Source organism: Streptomyces sp. NPDC041205, assembly GCF_055591765.1.
The window spans coordinates 299,133-320,260 of sequence record NZ_JBVIZH010000001.1 but is presented as its reverse complement, the minus strand read 5'-3'; the positions used below and the strand labels follow the sequence as shown (position 1 = coordinate 320,260).

At 72.1% G+C, this 21,128-nt stretch carries 18 protein-coding genes; 14 read left to right on the top strand and 4 right to left on the bottom strand.

The window, feature by feature from the left end; genetic code table 11:
• The first annotated feature begins 207 nt into the window (after positions 1–207).
• The 7 genes from ACZ6BG_RS01450 to ACZ6BG_RS01420 all read left to right on the top strand — a co-directional run bounded on the left by ACZ6BG_RS01450 (position 208) and on the right by ACZ6BG_RS01420 (position 6,876).
• Positions 208–1,515 (top strand): sugar ABC transporter substrate-binding protein, encoded by a 1,308-nt coding sequence (locus tag ACZ6BG_RS01450; protein ID WP_468995227.1) that lies wholly within the window; start codon positions 208–210, stop codon positions 1,513–1,515.
• A 31-nt stretch (positions 1,516–1,546) separates the two neighbouring features.
• Entirely contained in the window at positions 1,547–2,539 is a 993-nt protein-coding gene (locus ACZ6BG_RS01445) for a carbohydrate ABC transporter permease (protein WP_468448934.1), read from the top strand.
• Positions 2,536–3,369: a carbohydrate ABC transporter permease gene (locus ACZ6BG_RS01440; RefSeq protein ID WP_468995224.1), complete on the top strand. Its 834-nt coding sequence runs from the start codon at positions 2,536–2,538 to the stop codon at positions 3,367–3,369. Before ACZ6BG_RS01445 ends, ACZ6BG_RS01440 begins: the two co-directional genes overlap by 4 nt.
• A 162-nt stretch (positions 3,370–3,531) precedes the next feature.
• Positions 3,532–3,750: a hypothetical protein gene (locus tag ACZ6BG_RS01435; RefSeq protein ID WP_468995221.1), complete on the top strand. Its 219-nt coding sequence runs from the start codon at positions 3,532–3,534 to the stop codon at positions 3,748–3,750.
• Positions 3,751–3,768: 18 nt separating this feature from the next.
• Positions 3,769–4,869 carry a hypothetical protein gene (locus tag ACZ6BG_RS01430; protein WP_468995216.1) on the top strand — a complete coding sequence of 367 codons (1,101 nt, stop codon included), beginning with the start codon at positions 3,769–3,771 and terminating at the stop codon, positions 4,867–4,869.
• 440 nt (positions 4,870–5,309) lie between these two features.
• Positions 5,310–6,062, top strand: a complete 753-nt coding sequence (locus ACZ6BG_RS01425; RefSeq protein WP_468997826.1) for an alpha/beta fold hydrolase — start codon at positions 5,310–5,312, stop codon at positions 6,060–6,062.
• A gap of 34 nt (positions 6,063–6,096) precedes the next feature.
• Positions 6,097–6,876, top strand: coding sequence for a VWA domain-containing protein (locus ACZ6BG_RS01420; RefSeq protein WP_468995212.1), 780 nt, complete (start codon positions 6,097–6,099; stop codon positions 6,874–6,876).
• Here ACZ6BG_RS01420 and ACZ6BG_RS01415 read toward each other — a convergent pair.
• Complete coding sequence (locus ACZ6BG_RS01415) at positions 6,848–7,777, bottom strand: tyrosine-protein phosphatase (protein WP_468995209.1); 930 nt, start codon at positions 7,775–7,777, stop codon at positions 6,848–6,850. The genes ACZ6BG_RS01420 and ACZ6BG_RS01415 overlap by 29 nt on opposite strands.
• 251 nt (positions 7,778–8,028) lie before the next feature.
• Entirely contained in the window at positions 8,029–8,565 is a 537-nt protein-coding gene (locus ACZ6BG_RS01410; protein WP_468995207.1) for a MarR family winged helix-turn-helix transcriptional regulator, read from the bottom strand.
• Positions 8,566–8,707: 142 nt separating this feature from the next.
• On the opposite strand from ACZ6BG_RS01410, the gene ACZ6BG_RS01405 reads away from it, so the two are divergent.
• The 3 genes from ACZ6BG_RS01405 to ACZ6BG_RS01395 all read left to right on the top strand — a co-directional run bounded on the left by ACZ6BG_RS01405 (position 8,708) and on the right by ACZ6BG_RS01395 (position 12,442).
• On the top strand, positions 8,708–10,192 hold the full coding sequence (locus ACZ6BG_RS01405) for an MFS transporter (protein WP_468995205.1): 1,485 nt from the start codon (positions 8,708–8,710) through the stop codon (positions 10,190–10,192).
• A gap of 259 nt (positions 10,193–10,451) precedes the next feature.
• Positions 10,452–10,655: a cold-shock protein gene (locus ACZ6BG_RS01400; RefSeq protein ID WP_030362889.1), complete on the top strand. Its 204-nt coding sequence runs from the start codon at positions 10,452–10,454 to the stop codon at positions 10,653–10,655.
• A gap of 92 nt (positions 10,656–10,747) precedes the next feature.
• The gene (locus ACZ6BG_RS01395; protein WP_468995199.1) at positions 10,748–12,442 is read left to right on the top strand and encodes a DEAD/DEAH box helicase; all 1,695 of its coding nucleotides are present in this window, start codon (positions 10,748–10,750) and stop codon (positions 12,440–12,442) included.
• Positions 12,443–12,684: 242 nt separating this feature from the next.
• Here ACZ6BG_RS01395 and ACZ6BG_RS01390 read toward each other — a convergent pair whose 3' ends face one another.
• Positions 12,685–13,596, bottom strand: coding sequence for a hypothetical protein (locus ACZ6BG_RS01390; RefSeq protein WP_468995196.1), 912 nt, complete (start codon positions 13,594–13,596; stop codon positions 12,685–12,687).
• A 233-nt stretch (positions 13,597–13,829) separates the two neighbouring features.
• On the opposite strand from ACZ6BG_RS01390, the gene ACZ6BG_RS01385 reads away from it, so the two are divergent.
• The 4 genes from ACZ6BG_RS01385 (at position 13,830) to ACZ6BG_RS01370 (ending at position 20,102) form a co-directional block, all read left to right on the top strand.
• Positions 13,830–14,627, top strand: coding sequence for a S1 family peptidase (locus ACZ6BG_RS01385; RefSeq protein WP_468995193.1), 798 nt, complete (start codon positions 13,830–13,832; stop codon positions 14,625–14,627).
• Positions 14,628–14,792: 165 nt separating this feature from the next.
• Complete coding sequence (locus tag ACZ6BG_RS01380) at positions 14,793–15,464, top strand: response regulator (RefSeq protein ID WP_468995190.1); 672 nt, start codon at positions 14,793–14,795, stop codon at positions 15,462–15,464.
• The gene (locus ACZ6BG_RS01375; RefSeq protein WP_468995186.1) at positions 15,461–16,627 is read left to right on the top strand and encodes a sensor histidine kinase; all 1,167 of its coding nucleotides are present in this window, start codon (positions 15,461–15,463) and stop codon (positions 16,625–16,627) included. Before ACZ6BG_RS01380 ends, ACZ6BG_RS01375 begins: the two co-directional genes overlap by 4 nt.
• Positions 16,628–16,985: 358 nt before the next feature.
• Entirely contained in the window at positions 16,986–20,102 is a 3,117-nt protein-coding gene (locus ACZ6BG_RS01370; RefSeq protein ID WP_468995183.1) for an endo-alpha-N-acetylgalactosaminidase family protein, read from the top strand.
• 122 nt (positions 20,103–20,224) lie between these two features.
• Here ACZ6BG_RS01370 and ACZ6BG_RS01365 read toward each other — a convergent pair whose 3' ends face one another.
• Entirely contained in the window at positions 20,225–21,079 is an 855-nt protein-coding gene (locus ACZ6BG_RS01365) for an NAD(P)H-binding protein (RefSeq protein WP_468995181.1), read from the bottom strand.
• Between the last annotated feature and the right edge of the window lie 49 nt (positions 21,080–21,128).

Here is a 21,128-nt window from a genome sequence, read left to right as displayed (position 1 = left end):
GACCGGACACTGGGTGGGCGTCGCGTTTTTCGTGCGCCCGGCGCCCGGCACGTACACCGTCATTGCGTGATGCGCAACGACGATTGCAAGCCGTAGCGCACCGCGCAACGGTGATTACGGTTCGGCCGCTTCGCCGAAAGGGTCTAGACCGCCCACACTCTGTGTGACCAGAATCGCTCTCACCAAAGGAACCTGAAGGGGGCCGGCATGAAGCGACGTGTCATCGCGGCAGGTTGTATCGCCCTGACGCTCGGTCTGACCGCGACCGCGTGCGGTGGCGATGACGGCGGCGACAGCGGCGACGGCGGCAAGGTCGAGGGCAAGGGAAAGACGCTCACCGTGTGGATCATGGAGGGCACCAACCCCGATCCCCGGCCCTTCTTCAAGGAGGTCGGCGCGGCCTTCGAAAAGAAGACCGGCGCCAAGATCAAGGTCGAGTACCAGCAGTGGGCGACCGCCCAGAAGAAGTTCACGACCGCGATCGAGGGCGGCGAGGACCAGGTCCCCGACGTCGCCGAGGTCGGCACCACCTGGGTGCCGCAGTTCGCCGAGACCGATGCGCTCGTCGACGTCACCGACGACGTGAAGAAGTCCGGCCTGGCCGACGACCTGGTCGAGGGCCTCAAAGACGCGGGCACGCTGGACGGCAAGCAGTACGGCATGCCGTGGTACGCGGGCGTGCGGTCCATCGTCTACCGCAAGGACATCTTCGAGAAGCACAACCTGAAGCCGCCGACGACCTGGAAGGAACTCCAGGCCACGGCGAAGACGCTGAAGGAGAAGGAGCCGGACCTGATCCCGTTCCCGGTGGCGGGCGGCGCGGAGATGTTCGCGACCCCCTTCATCTGGGGCGCGGGCGGTGACCTCGCCACCCAGGACGGCGACGAGTGGAAGTCCGCCATCAACTCGCCCCAGGCGATCAAGGGCCTTGAGTTCTACACGGGCCTCGCCACCAAGGACAAGGTCTCCCCGGCCAAGGTGAACACCTGGACCGAGAAGGAGGTCGGCGACGCCTGGAACAAGAGCCAGATCGCCATGGCGATCGGCGGCAACTGGACGCCGAAGGCCATCACGGACGCGAACCCCAAGCTCAAGGGCAAGCTCGGCGCGGTCCCGATCCCGGGCCCGACCGGCGGCATGAGCAAGTCCTTCCTCGGCGGCTCCTACCTGTCCGCGTTCAACACGGACAAGAAGGAACTCGCCTGGGAGCTGGTCAAGTTGATGACCACCGGTGAGTTCGCCGCGAAGTGGGCCAAGCAGACCAACTACTTCCCCGGCCAGAACTCCGAGCTGAAGAAGATCGAGGCCCAGAAGGACCCGCTGGTCGAGCCGTTCGCGAAGCAGATGATCGAGGCCGGCGCCACGGTGCCCAAGACCAAGGCGTACGGCGAGATCCAGGCGTCGAAGGTCGTGACCGGCATGGTGCAGTCGATCATCACGGGCAAGTCGTCCGTGAAGGAGGCCGCGGACAAGGCGGCCAAGGACATGGACAAGATCTTCGCCGACGACAAGTAGGCACACAGGGACGAGTAACAAAGTGAAAGACATGCTCGTCAGCGACGGCTCGAAGGACGGTTCGTCCAGCTCTTCGAGCCTTCGCTCCCACCCGTCCGACGACGGTGAGCGCGCGCGCCGCCGCAAGAAGCTCACCACCCTCACCCGCCCCTGGCTGCTCCTCGCGCCCGCACTGATCGTGCTCATCGGCCTGCTCCTGTGGCCGCTGATCCAGGTCGGCAAGCTGTCGCTGCAGGACTACGTCGTCAAGTTCGGCGGCGGCAAGGGCACCTACACCGGCTTCGACAACTACACGGACCTGCTGACCGGCGATCTGCTGTGGAAGACGGTCCTGCCCAACACGGTGTTCTTCGCGTTCGCCTGTGTCGGTCTGACCGTCGCCCTCGGCACGGCCGTGGCGCTGCTCCTCAACCGCCTCGGCCCGACCTGGAAGCTGATCTGCTCGGTGTCGATCCTGGCCGCCTGGGCGATGCCCGCGGTGACCGGGACGTACGTCTGGATCTGGCTGTTCTCGCCCGAGGACGGCATGGTCAGTCAACTCGCCGACTCCATGGGCCTGATCGACGCCGAGACCACCAACTGGTTCACCGAACGGCTGCCGTTCTACGCCATCGCCACCATCAACGTCGTGCACCACGGCTTCCCGTTCGTGGCCATCACCGTCCTCGCGGGGCTCCTGACGATTCCGAAGGAGCTGTACGAGGCCGGGGAGATCGACGGCGCCAACGCCTGGCAGCGATTCTGGAAGATCACCGTGCCGACCATCAAGCCCGTCTTCCTGGTGGTGACCATCCTCTCCACCATCTGGGACTTCAAGGTCTTCACGCAGATCTTCCTGATGCCGGGAGGCGGCGGCGAGAACCCGGACGTGTACAACCTCGGCGTGTACTCCTACATCGAGGCGTTCGCCAAGAACGACTACGGTGCGGGCGCCGCGGCCGCCGTCCTCCTGACGCTGCTGCTGCTCGCCATCACCGTCGTCTACATCCGGACGCTGTTCCGGCAGGGGGATGAGGACCTGTGAGCACCCGCCGTACCTCGCTCGCCGCGCGCGTCGGCCTGCCGCTGTCCGTGGCGGCCCTGCTGGTCTTCACGCTCTTCCCGGTCTACTGGATGGTCTCCACCGCCCTCGACCCGAAGGCGCTCACACGCGGCTCGGACCTGCTGCCGAGCGGCATCAGCTTCGAGCACTTCGACTTCGTCTTCGACCGGGGCAACTTCGGGCAGTACCTGCTGAACTCGGCGATCGTCGGGATCTCCACGATCCTGGCGGCGGCGCTGCTCTCGCTGTTCGCGGCGATCGCGGTGGCCCGCTTCAAGTTCAAGTTCCGCACCTCCGTGCTGATCATGATCCTGATCGTGCAGATGGTGCCGCTGGAGGCCCTCGTCATCCCGCTGTTCATCCAGATGCGGGACTACGAGATGCTCAACTCGCTGCTCGGCCTGTCGATCGTCTACATCGCCCTGTCGCTGCCGTTCGCCATCTGGACCCTGCGCGGGTTCGTGGCGGCGGTGCCCAAGGAGGTCGAGGAGGCCGCGTACATCGACGGTGCCTCCTGGTTCCGGATGTTCTGGTCGGTGCTGCTTCCGCTGGTCGCGCCGGGGCTCGTCGCCACCTCGATCTTCGCCTTCATCACGGCGTGGAACGAGTTCGTGTTCGCGTACACCTTCATGAAGGGCAGCGACAAGTACACGGCGGCCGTGGGCATCTTCCAGTTCTTCGGCGAGAACACCACGTCCTGGGGTCCCGTGATGGCCAGTTCCACGCTGGTCACGGTGCCCGTCATGCTCTTCTTCGTCGTCGTCCACCGCAGGCTCGGCTCGGGTCTGGCGGCGGGGGCGGTCAAGGGCTGACCCACGCGAGGGGGTGCGGGGAGGGGCGCCGGGGCAACGGCGGCCCTCCCCGCACCCCCTTCCGTTTGCGCTGTCGCACCGCCCTGCCCGCGCTATTGACTATTATTCAATTTCGCTCCACTCTCGGGACCTTGAAGACCGGCGCACCCTCCGGGAGGTCCCGTGAGCACCGAAGCACTGGAGAAACTGACGGCGGAGCTGGGGGTCGGGCCCCCGGAGTCCTTCGCCGGGCTGCCGCCCGAGCAACTCGCGTCGCTCGCCGACGCGCTGCGCCAGGAGCGCGAGAGCAGGGCGTCCGGCCTGAACCAGGCGGCCGAGGAGGCCCTGAAGCTGGTGCCCGCGCTGGCCCGCGGGCCCGTACGCCGGATTCTGTTCCGGTAGGCCGGGGGGCGAGGACATATGGACAAGCTGCGCGGCAGGGCCGAGACCCTGAAGACCGCCCGCCTCCTCGACGTCGAGCCCGACGCGCTCGCGTTCCTCGCGGAACTGCCCGCCGAGGACGTGCACCGCTTCCGTGCCGACTGCGTCGCGACGCTCTACGACCGGGCGCCCGACATGCTCGACCGCATCGCCTCCGCGACCAAGCTCGTGCCCGCCGGGGTCGCCGCCGCCATCTCCCAGAAGGCGCTCGGGCCCCGGCTCGCCGCCGCCGTCGCCGGGCGCCTCGAACCCGGCCGCGCCGCCGACATCATCGAGAAGCTGCCCGTCTCCTTCACCGCCGAGTCCTGCGCGCACCTCGACCCGCGGCGCATCAGCGGCATCGTCGACCGCCTCGACGAGAACCTGCTCGTCCGCATCGCCGTCGCCCTCGCCGAGCGCGAGGACCACATCACGATGGGGCGGTTCGTCGGCCATCTGCGCGACAGCGCGCTCAGCCGGATTCTGCCGCAGGTCGCCGACGCGGTGGTGCTGCGCACCGGCTTCCTCATCGATGTGCCCGAACGGCTCGGGCACATCGTCGAGTTGATGGGCGCGGAGCGGCTCGCCGCCGTCATCGGGACGGCCGCCGCCGACGGGCTGTGGCCCGAGGCGCTCGCCGTGGCCGGGATGGTGACCGGCGAGCAGCGCGGGCGGATCGCCTCCCTCGCCGCCGCCCAGCCGCCCGAACGGCTCGACCCGCTCGTTGTGACCGTGGCCGGTCAGGGGCTCTGGGAGTCGCTGCTTCCGCTGGTCGCGCTGCTCGGCGAGGAGGAGTTGCGTACGGTCGCGGGGCTGCCGTCGCTGCGGGACGCCGATGTCCTCGGCGGGGTCGTCCCCGCCGTCGTGGCCACCGGGCTGTGGGGGGAGTTCCTGCCCCTCGTGGAGGTGCTGCCCGAGGACTCCCGGCGGGTGGTCGCCTCGCGGGCCGCCGCGCTCTCCGACGCGGAACTCGACGCGCTCGTGCGGGAGGTGGGGAAGCGGGACCTCTGGGAGTTGGTGCTGCCCCTCGTGGAGCTGATGGACGACGAGGCGAAGGTCAGGATCTTCGCGCTCCCGGCCTTCGAGGACCGGCCCTCCTAGCCGGGGGTTCGTCCGTACGGTGCCGGGGTGGGCGCCGGTCGCGCTGCGCGCTCGTCCTCAAGCGCCGGACGGGCTGATTTCCCCCACCGGCCCGCCCTTCTCCCTCCCTGGGGGCAGGGAGGGGAGGGGTGGGGTGGGCGCGGTGAAGGGGTGGATTGTGTCTGCGTGTTGGCCCGTGCGGGCGTCGGTCGCGCTGCGCGCTCGTCCTCAGGTGCCGGACGGGCTCTTCCCCGCCCACCCGCCCCTTTGCCCTTCGGGGCTTCCGGGGTGGGTGGGCAAGGGCGGTGGTGGGTGAGGGAGCATGGGGTGACGGTGGTCGTGGGGTGTGTGTGGAGGTTGGCGTGGCTCTGAGCTGTGAGGGGACCTCTAGGCGGGGGCGTGGGGCGGGGGTTGCCCTGCGCTATCACGAGGCGGGGGAGCCGGACGCGCCCGTGCTGGTGATGTTGCACGGGGGCGGGCCGGGGGCCAGTGCGTGGTCGGCGTTCGGGGGCGTGGTGGGGGCCCTCGCCGGGCGGTTTCGGACGCTGCTCGTCGATCTGCCGGGGTTCGGGCGGTCGGACAAGCCCGAGTTGGACAAGGACGTGTTCTCGTTCGGCGCGGACGCGGTGGCCGGGCTGCTTGACGAGCTGGGGGTGGAGAAGGCGCATTTCGCGGGCGCGTCGCTCGGGGGCGGCGTGTGCGTGCGCCTGGCGCTCGACCACCCGGACAAGGTCGATCGACTGCTGCTCACGGCCCCCGCGGGGCTCTCGCTCAACCTCTTCACCGCCGAACCCACCGAAGGCGTCAGGCGCCTCATCGAGTTCAGCGTCGCCCCCGAGCCGACCCGCGAGCACGTGCGCGCCTTCCTCACCTCCCTCGTCCACGACCCGTCCCTCGTGACGGACACCCTCGTCGAGGAGCGGTACGCGCAGGCCCTCGACCCCGGCTCCCGCCTCGGCGCCCAGCGGCTCGGGGCGGCCTTCGCCAAGTGGCCCGAGGGGTCCATGCTGTGGCGCGAGGCGCACCGGATCACCCGGCCGACGCTCCTCACCTGGGGCAGGGAGGACCGGGTCAACCCCGTCGACGGCGCGTTCGTCGCGCTCAAGGCGATGCCGGACGCCTGCCTGCACGTGTTCCCGCGCTGCGGACATCTGGCGTACGTGGAGCGGGAGGCGGAGTTCCTGCGCCTGGCCCTCGACTTCCTCGAAGGCTGACCGGGGCGCGCCGCCCGGCCCGTACGCTGGTGCCATGGGCGCGGCGATCGGTCTCGACAAGGTGCGGGCCGTGGCGCCCGGCCTCGTCAGTCTCTACAAGACGGCGGGGGAGCGGCTGCGGGCCCACGGCCTGGAGGGCGAGCGCGCCGCCGTGTATCTGGTCGTCGACCATTCCGGCTCGATGCGGCCGTACTTCGACGACGGCAGCGTGCAGGCCCTCGCCGACCGCGTGCTCGGCCTCTCCGCGCACCTGGACGACGACGGCGTCGTACCGGCCGTCTTCTTCTCCACGGACGTGGACGCGGTCGTCGACGTCGAACTGACCGGCCACCAGGGCCGCATCGGGGAGATCGTCGCCGGACTCGGGCACATGGGACGCACGAACTACCACGCCGCCATGGACGCCGTCATCGACCACTACCTGGAATGCGGCGCCACCGCGCCCGCCCTGGTGGTCTTCCAGACCGACGGCGGCCCGCTGAACAGGGCCGCCGCCGAGCGCTACCTGTGCAAGGCGGCGAAGCTGCCGCTGTTCTGGCAGTTCATCGGCTTCGGCAACCCCGCGAGCAGGCAGTTCGACTACCTGCGCAGGCTCGACGAACTGCCCGTGCCCGGGCGCCGCGTCGTCGACAACGCCGGGTTCTTCCACCTCGGCGAGGACCCGGCCGCCGTCTCGGACGACTTCCTGTACGACCACCTCGTCGCCGAGTTCCCCCAGTGGCTGGCCGCGGCGCGCGAGCACGGCATCGTCGCGCCCCGCACCGCGGCTCGCCAGGGCCCGCGGCTCAGTCGACCATCGCCCGGCGCAACGTGACCAGCGTCCCCGCGTCCAGGCCGAGGCCCCTCGTCAGATAGCCGCCGAAGCTCCCGTACTGCCGTGTCACCTCGGTGAGCGCCGCGTCCAGATAGCCGGTGCGGACCTCCTGGAGCGGGATGAGCAGGTCCGGGTTCTGCATCATGCCGGTCTGCCGAAGCGTCTCGCGCAGCCTCGCGTCGTACGCGGCGCGGAAGGTGTTGGACGCCAAGTAGTCGTCCACGGCGGTGCGTTCGGGCACTCCTACGGCGCGCAGCAGGACGTACGTCGTCCAGCCCGTGCGGTCCTTGCCCGACGTGCAGTGGTAGAGCAGGGGCGCGGCCGCGCCGCCGCCTGCGATGTCGCGCAGTGTCGCGCCGAACTGCGCGCGGTCCGTCGCGTCCGTGACGAACGTGCGGTAGACGTCCCGCATGAACGCCTCGGCCCTCCCGCCGCCGAGCATCTCCTCCTGCTTGACCGGGTCCCGGGAGCCGATCACGGTCATGAGCTGCCGGAACAGGCCGTTGTCGGTGACGGGCCGCGCGGTCGCGACCAGTCCGGCGGGCAGCCGGTCCGGGCCGTCGTACCGGACCTCCTCCGCCACCCGGAAGTCCACCACCTTCCGCAGCCGGAGCCCGGCCAGCGTCGCGACGTCCCCGTCCGTGAGCTTGCTGAGCGCGTCCGCGCGGAAGACCCGGCCGTGCCGCACCCGCTCGCCGTCATAGGTGCGGTAGCCGCCCACGTCACGGACGTTCACCGCCCCCTGGAGCGGGACCTGCCGGGGCGTTTCGGAGGTGAGGGGGTGCGTGTACGAGGGCCGGGGCGCCGTCGGCGCGGCGTGCGCCGTCACCGCCGGTGCGGTGCCGAGGACGAGCGTGAGGACCGCGACCGTGGCCGCCGTACGGGTGCGAGTGCTGCGCATCGGGCCGCCTTTCCGTACCTGTCGCCGTCCGGCCAAACAATTGTTTGGCCGGGATCGGGTGGGACGGTAACGGCGGCCCGTCGAAGGGGGAAGGCGCGTACGAAGGTTGTTTGACGGGGCGTCAATACGGGGGAGGCGGTGCGGGGTGGGTGGGGAAGGGGGTGCCTGCCGCGCTGGGTGCCCGACCGTGATGGGCCCCGGCTGCGACGGGTGCGCCGCCGTGCGGGGCGCCCCCGCCCCCGTACCGTGTCCTACTCCGCGAGCCGTGCCGCCGCCCGGCGCTGGCGGTCCGCCGCGCCGTCCAGGAAGCGGATGACCGTCTCCAGCTCCGCGGTCGTGAACTCCTCGCAGAACTCCTCCACTTCGCGCGCCCAGTCCGCGAACACCTCCGTCAGTCCCGCCATCTGCTCGGCGCGGAACTCCACGAGGACCCGCCGCTTGTCCGTGGGGTGCTTCACCCGGCGCGCGAAGCCCTTGGCCTCCAGGCGGTCGACGAGGCCCGTCACGGACGCGGGCGCGAGGCCGGTCTCGGCCGCGAGGTCCTTGGCGGTGAGGGGGCCCTTGCGGACGAGCAGGTCGAGGGTCTTGCTCTCGGTGGCGTTCAGGCCCTGCCGGGCGGCGACGGCCGAGTGGAACATCACGGTGACCGCGCTGTTGGCCCGGCCCGCGGCGGACAGGCGTGCCACGACGTCCGCGCGCCCGGGATCCCGCGGCTCCTCCTGTCCGGACTCCCGCCCGGACTCCCGCTCCGGCTCCGACGGCTCCTGGGGCGTGCGGCTCTTCGGCATGCGACGAGCCTAGCAAAAAGTTCGTTCGGTCGAACGAAAGACTTGTGATCACGGATCGCCCCGTGCAAGTCTTTCGTTAGGTCGAACGAAATAAATCGGAGGCCCGCCCACCCCGCACCACCCGAGGAGCCCTGGAGCCGACATGACCGCAACCCTGACCACCCCGCCGTCGGACGCCGCCGTCGGTGCCCCACACCCCCGGCGCTGGGCGGCCGCCGTCGTGATGATGGTCGCCGCCCTCATGGACCTGCTCGACGTGACGATCGTGAACGTCGCGATCCCCTCGATCGGGCGCGACCTCGGCGCGTCCGAGAGCGCGCTCCAGTGGATCGTCTCCGCCTATCTGCTCGGCTTCGCCGCCACGCTGATCGTCGCCGGACACCTCGGCGACCGGTGCGGCCGCAAGGCCCTGTTCCTGGCCGGCACCGCGGGCTTCGGCCTGGCGAGCCTCGCCTGCGGGATCGCGCAGTCGCCGGGGCAGCTGGTCGCGGCCCGCGCCGTGCAGGGCGTCATGGCCGCGCTCCTCATGCCGCAGGTGCTCGGCTCCTTCCGCACGCTGTTCCAGGGCAAGGAGCGCGGGGCGGCCTTCGGGATGTACGGAGCCGTCGCCGGGTTCGCGTCCGCGATCGGGCTGCTGCTCGGCGGCCTGCTCACCGACGCCGATCTGTTCGGCTGGGGCTGGCGCTCGGTGTTCCTGGTGAACATCCCCGTGGCCGTCGCCACCTTCGTCGCCGGGATCGTCCTCGTACCGTCCACGCGTGAGCGCTCCGCCGGGCGGCCCGACGTGCTCGGCAGCCTGGTCCTCGCCGGGGCCCTGGTCGCCATCGTGCTGCCGCTGGTCCAGGGCCGCGCCAACAGCTGGCCGGTGTGGGGCTGGGTGTGCCTGGGCGCCGGGGTGGCCGCGCTCGCCGGGCTCGGCGTGGCCGAGGGGCGGCGCCGCTCGCACGAGATCGTGCCGCTGCTGCCCGCGCGCGCCTTCAAGCTGCCCGCGTTCTCCGTGGGCGTCCTGGTGCAGCTCCTGTTCTCCGTCGGCATGCAGGGCTTCTTCCTGGTCTTCGCGATCTGGCTGCAGGGCGGCGAGGGCTACACGCCGATGCAGGCCGGCGTCGTCACCATCGCCTTCTCCGTCGGCGGCTTCCTGGCCGCGCCCGCCGCGGACGCGCTGGCCCTGCGCTTCGGGCGGCTCGTGCTCGCCGCCGGGGCGCTGTCGATGGCGGGCGGCTTCGCCTGGGTGTGGTCGGCGGTGGCGGACGCGGGCGACGCGCACGCCGGGGCCTGGCCGCTGGTGCCGGGGCTCCTGGTGGCGGGCGCGGGGCTCGGCTTCCTGGTCGTACCGCTGGTGAACGTCGTCCTGTCGGCGGTACCGGGCGACATCGCGGGCGGGGCGTCCGGCATCTTCTCCACGGCCCAGCAGTTCGGCGGGGCGCTCGGCGCCGCGGTCGTCGGGACGGTCTTCTTCGACCACGTCCCGTCCGGCCCGCGGCCCGGCGAGCACGGCCCGGTGGGTACGGCGACGGGGCTCACCGACGCGCTCGGTGCCGCGATGCCGTGGGTGGTGGCCGCCTTCGCGCTCTGCGCGCTGCTGTGTCCGGCGCTGCCGCGACGGGCGGTGGAGCGGCCCGAGTGAGGCCCGCGCATCGGCGTCGACCCGGTCCCTGGAAGGCTCCTGCCTGCGGGGGCCGGGCGCATGTTAAGGTTAACCGTTGCAGTTTTGGTACCCATGAACTTTATGTGCGCCTGACGGAATGCTTCCGAGGGCGCATTATTTTGTTTTTCCGGCTCTTTTGCGGGCCGGACCCCGGTCTCTCCGGATGGGGGTCCTTGCAGCGCTGGGAGGACCACAATTCCGTGGCTCTCCTTAATCTGCCCCTGTTGAGGAGATTGACATGGCAACTGGAACCGTGAAGTGGTTCAACTCGGAAAAGGGCTTCGGCTTCATCGAGCAGGACGGCGGCGGCCCCGACGTCTTCGCCCACTACTCCAACATCGCCAGCTCCGGCTTCCGTGAGCTCCTGGAGGGCCAGAAGGTCTCCTTCGAGGTGACCCAGGGCCAGAAGGGCCTGCAGGCCGAGAACATCGTTCCCGCCTGATCGTCGCTTCTCGCGAACCTCGCAGCCGGGGCCCGCACCACCACGGTGCGGGTCCCGGCTTGTGTGCTGTCACCGGCCAGGAAGGCTTGCCCATGAATCGCCCCGACCGTCCCGCGCGCCCCGCCCGTCGGCGCTCATCGAATGACCGCACGGCAGGCTCAGCCCCCCGCGGCTCGGCAGGCCAGAGCACCCGTGGCGGTGCCGGCTCGGCCTCCCGCGGACAGGCATCGGGCGACGCCGGCCGGAAGGGCACCGGCAACGCGGGCGGCACCAGCGGCTCGCGGAACGGCGGCGGCGCCGGTGGCACCCGGAACGCGGGCGGCGCCAAGCGCCCGGTGAACGGCGGCGGCCGAGGCGGCCGCAAGGCCCCCCGCCCCGCCCCGGCGCGCACCGCGCCCGCCGACTTCGCGCTGCCCGAGACCCGCACCCCCGCGCTGCCCGCCGTCGAGGGCTTCGAGGACCTCGACATGCCCGAGGCGCTTCTGAAGACCCTCGCCGCGCAGGGCGTCACCACGCCCTTCCCGATCCAGGCCGCGACCCTGCCGAACTCCCTGGCCGGACGTGACGTCCTCGGCCGCGGCCGCACCGGCTCCGGCAAGACCCTGGCCTTCGGCCTGGCGCTCCTCGGCCGCACCGCGGGCCGTCGCGCCGAGCCCGGCAAGCCGCTCGCCCTGGTCCTCGTCCCCACCCGCGAGCTGGCGCAGCAGGTCACCGACGCCCTCGCGCCGTACGCCACGTCCGTGAACCTGCGCGTCGCCGCCGTCGTCGGCGGTCTGTCGATCAACAAGCAGGCCGCGACGCTGCGCCGCGGCGTCGAGGTGCTCGTCGCCACCCCGGGCCGTCTGAAGGACCTCATCGAGCGCGGCGACTGCGCCCTCGGCCAGGTCCGCGTCACCGTCCTCGACGAGGCCGACCAGATGGCCGACATGGGCTTCCTGCCCCAGGTCACCGCGCTGCTCGGGCAGGTGGAGCCGGGCGGCCAGACGATGCTGTTCTCGGCGACCCTGGACCGCAACGTCGACCGCCTCGTCCGCGGCTACCTGAGCGACCCCGTCGTGCACTCCGTCGACCCCTCCGCGGGCGCGGTGACCACGATGGAGCACCACGTCCTGTACGTCGCCGACGAGACGGACAAGAAGGCGGTCGCCCTGCGCATCGCCGCCCGCGACGGCAACGTCATCCTGTTCCTGCACACCAAGCGCGCCGTGGACCGCTTCACCAAGCGGCTCCTCGCCAGCGGAGTGCGGGCCTCCGGGCTGCACGGCGGACGCTCGCAGCCGCAGCGCAACCGCACCCTGGAGCAGTTCAAGAGCGGTGAGGTCACCGCGCTCGTCGCCACCAACGTGGCCGCGCGCGGCATCCACGTCGACGACCTCGACCTGGTCGTGAACGTCGACCCGCCCGTCGACCACAAGGACTACCTGCACCGCGGCGGCCGCACCGCGCGCGCGGGCGAGTCCGGGCGCGTCGTCACGCTCGTCCTGCCCGAGGAGAAGCGCGAGGTGGCCCGCCTCATGTCCGACGCGGGCATCAAGCCGGAGGCCGTCGCCGTCCGCTCGTCCTCCGAGGAACTGGTCACGATCACCGGGGCGCGGGAGCCCTCCGGCGTGCCGGTCGTCATCGCGCCGCCCGTGCAGGTCGTGGCGCAGCGCAAGGCCCCCGCGCAGCGCAGGTCCGCGGGCGCGGGCGCGGGCGCCGGGGCCGGGGGAGCGGGTGGCGCGGGCGGCGGTGCCCGACGTCGCGGCGGCCGCGGCCGCCGGGGCGGCCGGAGCCGCGACGCCGCGTAGTCCGCGGGCGGCTCAGGGACACCTGAGGCAGAGGTGACGGGGTGGGCGTACGCCCACCCCGTTCTCGTGTCGTCGTTGAGTCGCGCGGATCACCGGCGGGCGGCATGTGTCGTCGTTGAGTCGCGCGGATCACCGGCGGGCGGCATGTGTCGTCGTTGAGTCGCGCGGATCACCGCTGAACGCCATGTGTCGCCGTCGACTCGCGCGGATCACCGTCAACTCGCCCATGTCGCGCGCGCGTTTCACGTATCGCAGTCCAGCACCGTCCGGCACAGCCCGCATCGCGCCCGCATCCGGCCCCGTGCGGGCACCCGGATGCGCTGGCGGCAGGTCGGGCACGGGAACGACACCCGCAGCGGGCCGGTGCCGTCCGGGCGCGAGAAGGCGTACGGGCCACCGGACCGCCCGGCGCCCGGCCCCGTCGCCGTGCCGTGGTCCTGGGCGTAGCGCCGGTCCTTGGCGTACCGCCGCCGGCCCGCCCAGCCCGCCGCCGTCAGCGGGGGCTGCTGCTCGTCCTGCCGGGCCCGGGCGAGCCCCTTCGTATACGCCGTGTACGCCTGCGGGCTGGTGAACCAGGTCTCGGGCGCCTCGCCGAACGCGAGGGAGCGCTTGGCGAGGACGTAGCCGAACTCCTCCGGCGTCAGATAGCCGAGCTTCTGCGACGAGGCGCTGTCCTCGCGGTAGGCGTCGAGGAGCAGCCAGCCCGCGCCCAGGTACGTGGTCGCCGTGTCGGTCAGGATCTCGTTGTCGCGCGTGCCCGGGAACGTCAGGTCGAGGCGGTGCAGGTACACGTGCATCACCTCGTGCGCGAGGGCCGCGCCGATGTCCCTGCGGTGCGTGCGGAAACGGTCGTTCAGCTCGATGAAGTACTCGGGCCCCGCGGCGAGTTCGACGGACGCCGCGTGCCGCATCTCCCGGAACGACACGATCATGCGGGCGTCCGGGAGGCGCAGATGCCGCACCATCTCGCGGGCCACCCGCTGCGCGCCCAGGTACAGGTCGTCCTGGTCGCAGAACGCCACGTCGGCCGGGGCGACGCTGGTGTCGAAGGTGTGCACGGTGTCGTACGAGAGTCGTCGGTACAGCGCGGTGATGGCCGCGTGCACCGTCTCCAGATGCGGATAGCCGTGCTCCACCGGACCGCCGTTCGCCACGCCCCCACCCCCTGAGCACCGTCCGATTCGTCCCCACTGTACGGGGGTTGTTCGCACCGGTAACCAGCCCGGAACCCAACGCCTGGCCGAAAACCGCCCCTTGTCGCCCGTGTGTGGCCCTCCTCATAATCCAACAACGCTTGGCGGGCTCATGCCACGCAGCGCCTCTGGCGCGTGCGGCATGGGCCCGCCGCGTGCGCAACCCCCCACAACTCCCACGAAGGGGCAAGAAGTTGAAGACGAAGTTCCGTGGAGTCAAGAGAGCCGCCGTCCTCGGGTCGGTCGCCCTCGGTGTCGCCAGCCTGCAGCCCGTCGTCGCGCAGGCGGCCCCTCACCCCGGCCCGAACCCCGGCGAGCGTGTCGTCGGCGGTGTGCGTGCCGCGCAGGGTGAGTTCCCGTTCATGGTCCGGCTCTCGATGGGCTGTGGCGGCTCCCTGCTCAAGAAGGACGTCGTCCTGACCGCCGCGCACTGTGTCGACGGCTCGGGCAACAACACCTCCATCACCGCCACCGGCGGCGTCGTCGACCTGCAGAGCTCCAGTGCGGTCAAGGTCAAGTCCACCAAGGTCCTGCAGGCCCCCGGCTACAACGGCAAGGGCAAGGACTGGGCGCTGATCAAGCTCGCCAAGCCGATCAACCAGCCCACGCTGAAGATAGCCACCACCACCAAGTACAACAACGGCAACTTCACCGTCGCGGGCTGGGGCGCCAACCGCGAGGGCGGCGCGCAGCAGCGCTACCTGCTCAAGGCCACCGTGCCCTTCGTGAGCGACGCCGACTGCCAGGCCGCCTACAGCGGCGACATCATCCCGGGCGAGGAGATCTGCGCGGGCAAGCTCAACGTGGGTGGCGTCGACACCTGCCAGGGCGACTCCGGCGGCCCCATGTTCCGCAAGGACGAGGCCGGTCAGTACATCCAGGTCGGCATCGTGAGCTGGGGCAACGGCTGCGCCCGCCCGAAGTTCCCCGGTGTCTACACCGAGGTCTCGACCTTCGCGGCCGACATAACCAAGCACGCCAACCAGCTCTGACCAGCTCTGACGCCCCGGGCGCCCAGGGTGCCCAAGGTGCCCGTGAGGTGAACGGCTGAGCCGTCGCGGGGCCGGGTCACGGCTGACCCGGCCCCGCTTCGTATGCTCATATATGGGACACTCGGGGGCGTACGAGACAGGAGCGGCAAGGGCGGACGGCGGCACATGGCGATCACGGTGGTCATCGCGGACGACCAGGACATGGTCCGCACCGGCTTCCGCATGATCCTGGAGAGCCAGCCCGACATCGAGGTGCTCGCCGACGTCACCGACGGCGAGGCCGCGCTCGCCGCCGTCACCCGCCACGACCCCGACGTGCTGCTCCTCGACATCCGCATGCCGCGCCTGGACGGCCTGGAGGTCACCCGCCGCCTGGCCGCCCGCGCCGGAGTGCGCCCCCGCGTCGTCATCGTCACCACCTTCGACCTGGACGAGTACGTGCACGCGGCGCTGCACGGGTGCGCCAGCGGCTTCCTGCTGAAGAACGCGAGCCCCGCCATGCTGGTGGAGGCCGTGCGCGCGGCGGCCGTCGGCGACGCGCTCGTCTCACCCGCGATCACCGTACGACTGCTGCGGGAGCTGGCCGCAGGGACCCCCGCCGTCACGGAAGGACCCGGCCCCCGCGCCCCCTCCGAACCCCTCACCCAGCGCGAGCAGGACGTCGTGCGCGCCCTCGCCCGCGGCCGCACCAACAACGAGATCGCCGCCGAACTCTTCGTCTCCCTGTCCACGGTCAAGTCCCACCTCGCGAACGTCCAGGCCAAGCTCGACGCCAGGAACCGCGTCGAGATCGCCGCCTGGGCCTGGGAGTCCGGCCTCGCCACCCGCACGCCGTGACCACCGCGATCCTCGACCGGTACGCGCGCCTGCTCGACCGGCACCCCGCGCGCCGCACCGCCGCCCGCCTGCTGCTCGCCGCCGTCCTCGTCCTGCTCGTCACCGTCGAGGGCCTGACCCTCGCCCGCCAGCCCACCGGGCCGCGCGCCGCCGTCTGGACGGCGGGCATCCTCTGCTGTCTGTGCGCCGTCCCCTGGGCCCGCCCGGCCCTCGCCACCCGCGCCTGGCTCGCCGCCTGCGTGTCCTGGGCCGCCACCCTGTACGTGTTCGTCAGCGCCCGGCCGCAGATCGTCTGGGGCATGGGCGAGGCCATCGCGCTGCTCGTGCTCCTCACCGGCGTCCTGCTGCGGCTGCCCGCACGGCGTGCCGCCGTGCTCGGGCCGCTGCTCGCGCTCGCCTGCGTGGCCGCGCCGGTGCGCGACGCCTCACCGGGCCGGTTCACGCTCCTGTTCTCCGCGCTGGCCGCCGTGGTGAGCGCCTTCTCCCTGCTTCTACGCGCCCAGCAGGCACAGCGCGTCCGGGACATCGAGGCCGTGCGCGCCGCCGAACGCCTCGAACTCGCCCGGGAACTGCACGATCTGGTGGCCCACCACGTCACCGGAATCGTCGTACAGGCCCGCGCCGCGTCCTTCACCGAGGTCGGCGCCTCCGCCGCGACCAGCGCTTTCGTGCGGATCGCGGACGCGGGTGACGAGGCGCTCGGCGCGATGCGGCGCCTGGTGCGGGTCCTGCGCGAGGGCGAGGCCCGCACCGTGCCCGTGGCCGGGCTCGCCGAGCTGCGCGAGCTGTCCGAGACGTTCACCCGCACCGGCCCTCCGGTCACCGTGCATGTGGAACAGGCCCTTCAGGAGCGGCTTCCGGCCGATCTCGCCGCCACCGCCCACCACATCGTCCGCGAGGCCCTGACGAACGTCCGCAAACACGCCACCGGCGTCTCGGCGGTGCGCGTCGGCGTCCGCGTCGTCGAGGGCGGCCTGGAGGTGCGGGTCGCCGACGACGGCGGACAGCCGCCTGAACGCTCCGGCGAGCGGGGAGGGTTCGGCCTCACCGGCCTGGAGGAACGGGCCACGGCACTCGGCGGCACCTTGACGGCGGGACCGTCGCCCGAGGGGGGCTGGGAGGTACGGGCCGTACTGCCGTACGGGCAGGGGACGGCGGGGTAGCCCCCACCCGGCAACGCCCCAGCCCGTCCCACCCGCAGGAACACCCACCCGAGTACCCAGCCCGTCCGGCGTTTGAGGACGAGGCGCGAAGCGCCGATCCGGCGGAGGCGTGTCCCACCCGCCCGGGACACCCACCCGAGTACCCAGCCCGTCCGGCGTTTGAGGACGAGGCGCGCAGCGCCGACAAGCGGGGGTCCAGGGGGCGGCAGCCCCCGGTTTCGGAGAAGGGGCGGGCCTGGGGCGCCCCGCGAGGGCCCGGACGTTAGTCCAACACCTCTCCCACCTTTGTCCATGGGCGCCCTCACCCCACCCGACGCATCGTGACCGTCACAAATTCGGTTCCACGGAGGGTGCGTTCATGCTGCCGTCAGAGACATCCGGTTCAGGTTCCGGACCGAGCCGCAGAGCCGTGGTCGCCTCGGGAGCGATCGCGGGGATAGGGGCCGCCGTCGGAGTCGGCACCGGCTCCGCGCACGCGGCCCCCTCCGCCTCGTCCGCCGCCCGCGCGGCGGCGGACGAGGCGATCCTGCGCTCGGCCGCCCTGGAGGTGCGCGTCGCCACCGGCTTCCCGCGCGTCGTGTCGTACACCGACCGGAAGAGCCGCGCGGTCCTGCACGGCCAGCCCGACCCCGTCAGCACACTCCTCATCGACGACAAGGAGCACACGCCGAAGGTCACCGCGGACGTGCGCGGCGACCGGGCCGCGTACACCCTCACCCTCGACGGCGGCACCCGCGTCGACGTGGAGATCGCGGTCAAGGGCCGCCAGGTGCACTGGCGCGTCACGAAGATCGCCGACACCGCCGCCCTGCGCGTCGGCACCCTGCGAATCCCCGGCCTCGCCCTGCTGTCCGTGCGCAGCGACCAGCCCGGCGCCGCGCTGCTCGCCGCCAAGGTGCAGCTCGACAAGGCCAAGAGCGGCGACACCCTGGTGAAGCTCACGCCGGACACCCCGGCGGACGCGGCCAGCGGCTGCGCGTACGCGGTGCTCGCCCACGACAGGCTCGGCGGCGCCGTCGAGACCAACACCGTCTACGACAAGCCCACCTCGGAGACCAACTGGGAGAACGGCCGGCTGTGGCGCCAGACCGTGCGCAAGGACTCCCACGTCGAGGCCCGCCTCACCCCCGGCCAGTGGACGCACCGCGCCGCCACCTCCCCGGCCGGCGCCACCGAACCCCTGCCGTACGCGACCGTCGTCATCACCGGCGACCGCAACGGCGACGGCAAGGTCGACTGGCAGGACGCCGCCATCGCCTTCCGCGACATCATGGTGAACCCGCTCGGCGCGGACGAGCAGCACCTCCGCGTCGTCCCTCACATCCCCTTCAACTTCGCCTCGCAGGCCACCAACCCGTTCCTCACGACGCTCGACGACGTGAAGCGGATCCACCTGGCCACCGACGGGCTGCGCCAGTACACGCTCCTCAAGGGCTACCAGTCCGAGGGCCACGACTCCGCGCACCCCGACTACGCGGGCAACTACAACCAGCGCGCGGGCGGCCTCGCCGACCTCAACACCCTGGTCCGCGAGGGCTCCGAGTGGAACAGCGACTTCGGCGTCCACGTCAACGCCACCGAGTCCTACCCCGTGGCCAACGCCTTCTCCGACACGCTCGTCGACAAGAAGAACGAGCAGTGGGACTGGCTCGACCAGAGCTACCGCATCGACCAGCGCCGCGACCTGGTCTCCGGCGACATCGTGCGCCGCTTCGCCGACCTGCGCCGCGACGCGCACCCGGCCCTCAACACCCTCTACATCGACGTGTTCCGCGAGTCCGGCTGGACCTCCGACCGCCTCCAGCGCACCTTCCGCGAGCAGGGCTGGATGGTCACCAGCGAATGGGGCCACGGCTTCGAACGCTCGGCCCTGTGGTCGCACTGGGCGACCGAGACCGACTACGGCCCCGACACCTCCCGAGGCATCAACTCCCAGCTCATCCGCTTCATCCGCCACCACCAGAAGGACGTCTTCGCCGACAAGTGGCCCTCGCTGCTCGGCATCGCCCGCATGGGCAACTTCACCGGCTGGACCGGCAAGACCGACTGGACGACGTTCTACGAACTGATCTGGACGCACGCGCTGCCCGCCAAGTACCTCCAGGCGCAGCCCATCAAGACCTGGGGCGAGCACGAGATCACGTTCTTCGGCGCCGGAGCCACCTCCGTGTCCGACGCCGACGGCGGCACGCGCCGCATCACCACCGGCGGCCACCTCGTCTACGACGGCGGAAGCTATCTGCTGCCCTGGGAGCCGCGCCGGGCCACCGACCCCGCGAAGCTCTACCACTTCAACCCCGGCGGCGGAAAGACCAGTTGGACGCTGCCCCGCGGCTGGGCGGGCGCCCGCAAGGTCGCCCTGTACCGCCTCACCGACCAGGGCCGCGTCTTCGTCGCCGACGTCCCCGTGCGCGCCGGGAAGATCACCCTCGACGCGGACGCCAAGCAGCCCTACGTCGTCCACCGCACCCGCGTCCGCCGGGCCCCCGACCCCGACTGGGGCCAGGGCACCGCGCTGCGCGACCCCGGCTTCCACGCGGGCGACCTGGACGCCTGGCAGGTCAGCGGCCCCGCGTCGGTGGAGCGCAGCAAGCTCGGCGACTACGAACTCGTCCTCGCCGCGGGTGCCGCGGCCTCCGTCAGCCAGCGCCTGCGCCGCCTCAAGCCCGGCACCTATGTGGCGTCCGTGCAGGTCGAGGTGGGGGAGAAGGCCGGACAGCGGCGCCGCGCCGCCCTGGAGGTCCGCACCGCCGACGGCGTCACCGCCGCCAACTGGACGCACACCTCCACCGCGGGCAACTTCGTCGCCGCCGACCGCAAGCACGGCACCCGCTTCCAGCGCCTGTTCACCCGCTTCACCGTCCCCGAGGGCGGCGGCCCGGTGCGGCTCGCGCTGCGCGCCGTCGCCGGGGACGCCCGGGTGCGCTTCGACAACGTGCGCGTCGTCGCCGTCGGCGCGAGGGCCCCGCTCGGCCGGGGCGTCCTCGCCCACGAGGACTTCGAGGACGTACCGCAGGGCTGGGGGCCGTTCGTCAAGGGCGACGCCGGGGGAGCCACCGACCCCCGCACCCACATCGCGCAGCGCCACGCCCCGTACACCCAGCGCGGCTGGAACGGCAAGGCCGTCGACGACGTCGTGGACGGCACCCAGTCCCTGAAGTCCCGCGGCGAGAACGACGGCCTCGTCTACCGGACGGTGCCGCACACGGTCCGCTTCGAGGGCGGCAAGCGCTACCGGGTGTCGTTCCGGTACGAGAACGAGAAGGCCGGGCAGTACGCGTGGGTGACCGCGGTGGACGAGCCCGACGCGCGCGAACTGTCCCGCGAGGCCCTGCCCGTGGCCACCGCCCCCACCACCCTGTCCTACGAGTTCACCGCCCCCGCGGACGGCGAGGCGTGGGTCGGGCTGCGGAAGGTCGGCGACGACGGGAAGGCGGAGTTCGTGCTCGACGCGTTCGAGGTGCGGGAGGTCTAGGGAGGGTTCGGCGGGTTCGGGGTCCGGCGGGTCCGGGCGGGTCCGGGGGCGTGGCTCCCGGACCCGTCAGGTCGCCCTGGGACGTGTCGGCGCGCCAGCCGCTCCCGTACCCGCCGATTCGCCTACGCCGACGCGCGGAAGTCGTCCGCGTGGTCCTCGGCCCAGCGCGCGAAGGTCCGCGCCGGACGGCCCGTGACGTCCCGCACCGCCGTCGTCAGGTCCGGTTCCGTGCCGACGCTGTCACCGAGGGCCCGAAGGAGGGCCGGGAGCATCTCCGGCGCGACGTGCGGGAACATCTCCGCGGGCACCTCGGCGGGCGCTATCTCCTCGAACCGCAGCTCCCGGCCGACCGCCCGGCCCACGGCATGGATCTGCTCCCGCGTGGTGACGCCCTCCGGGCCGGTCAGGGAGTGGACGGCGCCGGCGTGCCCGGCGGGATCGCGCAGCGCCACGGCGGCGACGGCGGCGATGTCGGCCTCGTGGATCGGCGAGGACACGGCGTCGCCGAACGGCCCGCGGACCGTGTCGCCCGCGCGGACCTGCGGCGCCCACTGCAACGCGTTGGTGCTGAACGCGCCCGGCCGCAGCGCCGTCCAGCCGAGCCCGCTCTCCCGGACGTGCCGCTCCAGCGCGGAGTGCACGACGTGGATGGGGTGCTCGGCGGCGGCGTCGTGGTCGACGATGATCGACGAGAGCACCACGACATGCTTGACGCCGCCGTCCCGCGCCGCCGCGAGCAGCGCCGGGGTGTCCTCGCCGCCCGCCACCAGATGCAGGAACAGCGCCGTCGCGCCCTCGAACTGCGCGGCCATGGCGGCGGGTTCGCCCGGCCCCGCGAACCGCGCCACCTCGGCCCCGGCCGGCACCCGCGCGCGGGCCGGATCCCGGGTCAGGGCGCGGACCGGCACCTGGTCGGCGGCGAGCTGGGCGACGAGAGCGCGGCCTACGTTTCCGGTGGCACCGGTCACGACGATCACAGAGGGCTCCTTGAGGTCGGGACGACACCGGGCCGGGGGCGCATGCCCC

Excerpts from the sequence above, each read along its gene's own strand:
- ACZ6BG_RS01450 (WP_468995227.1), top strand. The coding sequence starts at position 208 with ATGAAGCGACGTGTCATCGCGGCAGGTTGTATCGCCCTGACGCTCGGT.
- ACZ6BG_RS01445 (WP_468448934.1), top strand. The coding sequence starts at position 1,547 with ATGCTCGTCAGCGACGGCTCGAAGGACGGTTCGTCCAGCTCTTCGAGC.
- ACZ6BG_RS01430 (WP_468995216.1), top strand. The coding sequence starts at position 3,769 with ATGGACAAGCTGCGCGGCAGGGCCGAGACCCTGAAGACCGCCCGCCTC.
- ACZ6BG_RS01425 (WP_468997826.1), top strand. The coding sequence starts at position 5,310 with ATGTTGCACGGGGGCGGGCCGGGGGCCAGTGCGTGGTCGGCGTTCGGG.
- ACZ6BG_RS01420 (WP_468995212.1), top strand. The coding sequence starts at position 6,097 with ATGGGCGCGGCGATCGGTCTCGACAAGGTGCGGGCCGTGGCGCCCGGC.
- ACZ6BG_RS01415 (WP_468995209.1), bottom strand. The coding sequence starts at position 7,777 with ATGCGCAGCACTCGCACCCGTACGGCGGCCACGGTCGCGGTCCTCACG.
- ACZ6BG_RS01410 (WP_468995207.1), bottom strand. The coding sequence starts at position 8,565 with ATGCCGAAGAGCCGCACGCCCCAGGAGCCGTCGGAGCCGGAGCGGGAG.
- ACZ6BG_RS01405 (WP_468995205.1), top strand. The coding sequence starts at position 8,708 with ATGACCGCAACCCTGACCACCCCGCCGTCGGACGCCGCCGTCGGTGCC.
- ACZ6BG_RS01400 (WP_030362889.1), top strand. The coding sequence starts at position 10,452 with ATGGCAACTGGAACCGTGAAGTGGTTCAACTCGGAAAAGGGCTTCGGC.
- ACZ6BG_RS01395 (WP_468995199.1), top strand. The coding sequence starts at position 10,748 with ATGAATCGCCCCGACCGTCCCGCGCGCCCCGCCCGTCGGCGCTCATCG.
- ACZ6BG_RS01380 (WP_468995190.1), top strand. The coding sequence starts at position 14,793 with ATGGCGATCACGGTGGTCATCGCGGACGACCAGGACATGGTCCGCACC.
- ACZ6BG_RS01370 (WP_468995183.1), top strand. The coding sequence starts at position 16,986 with ATGCTGCCGTCAGAGACATCCGGTTCAGGTTCCGGACCGAGCCGCAGA.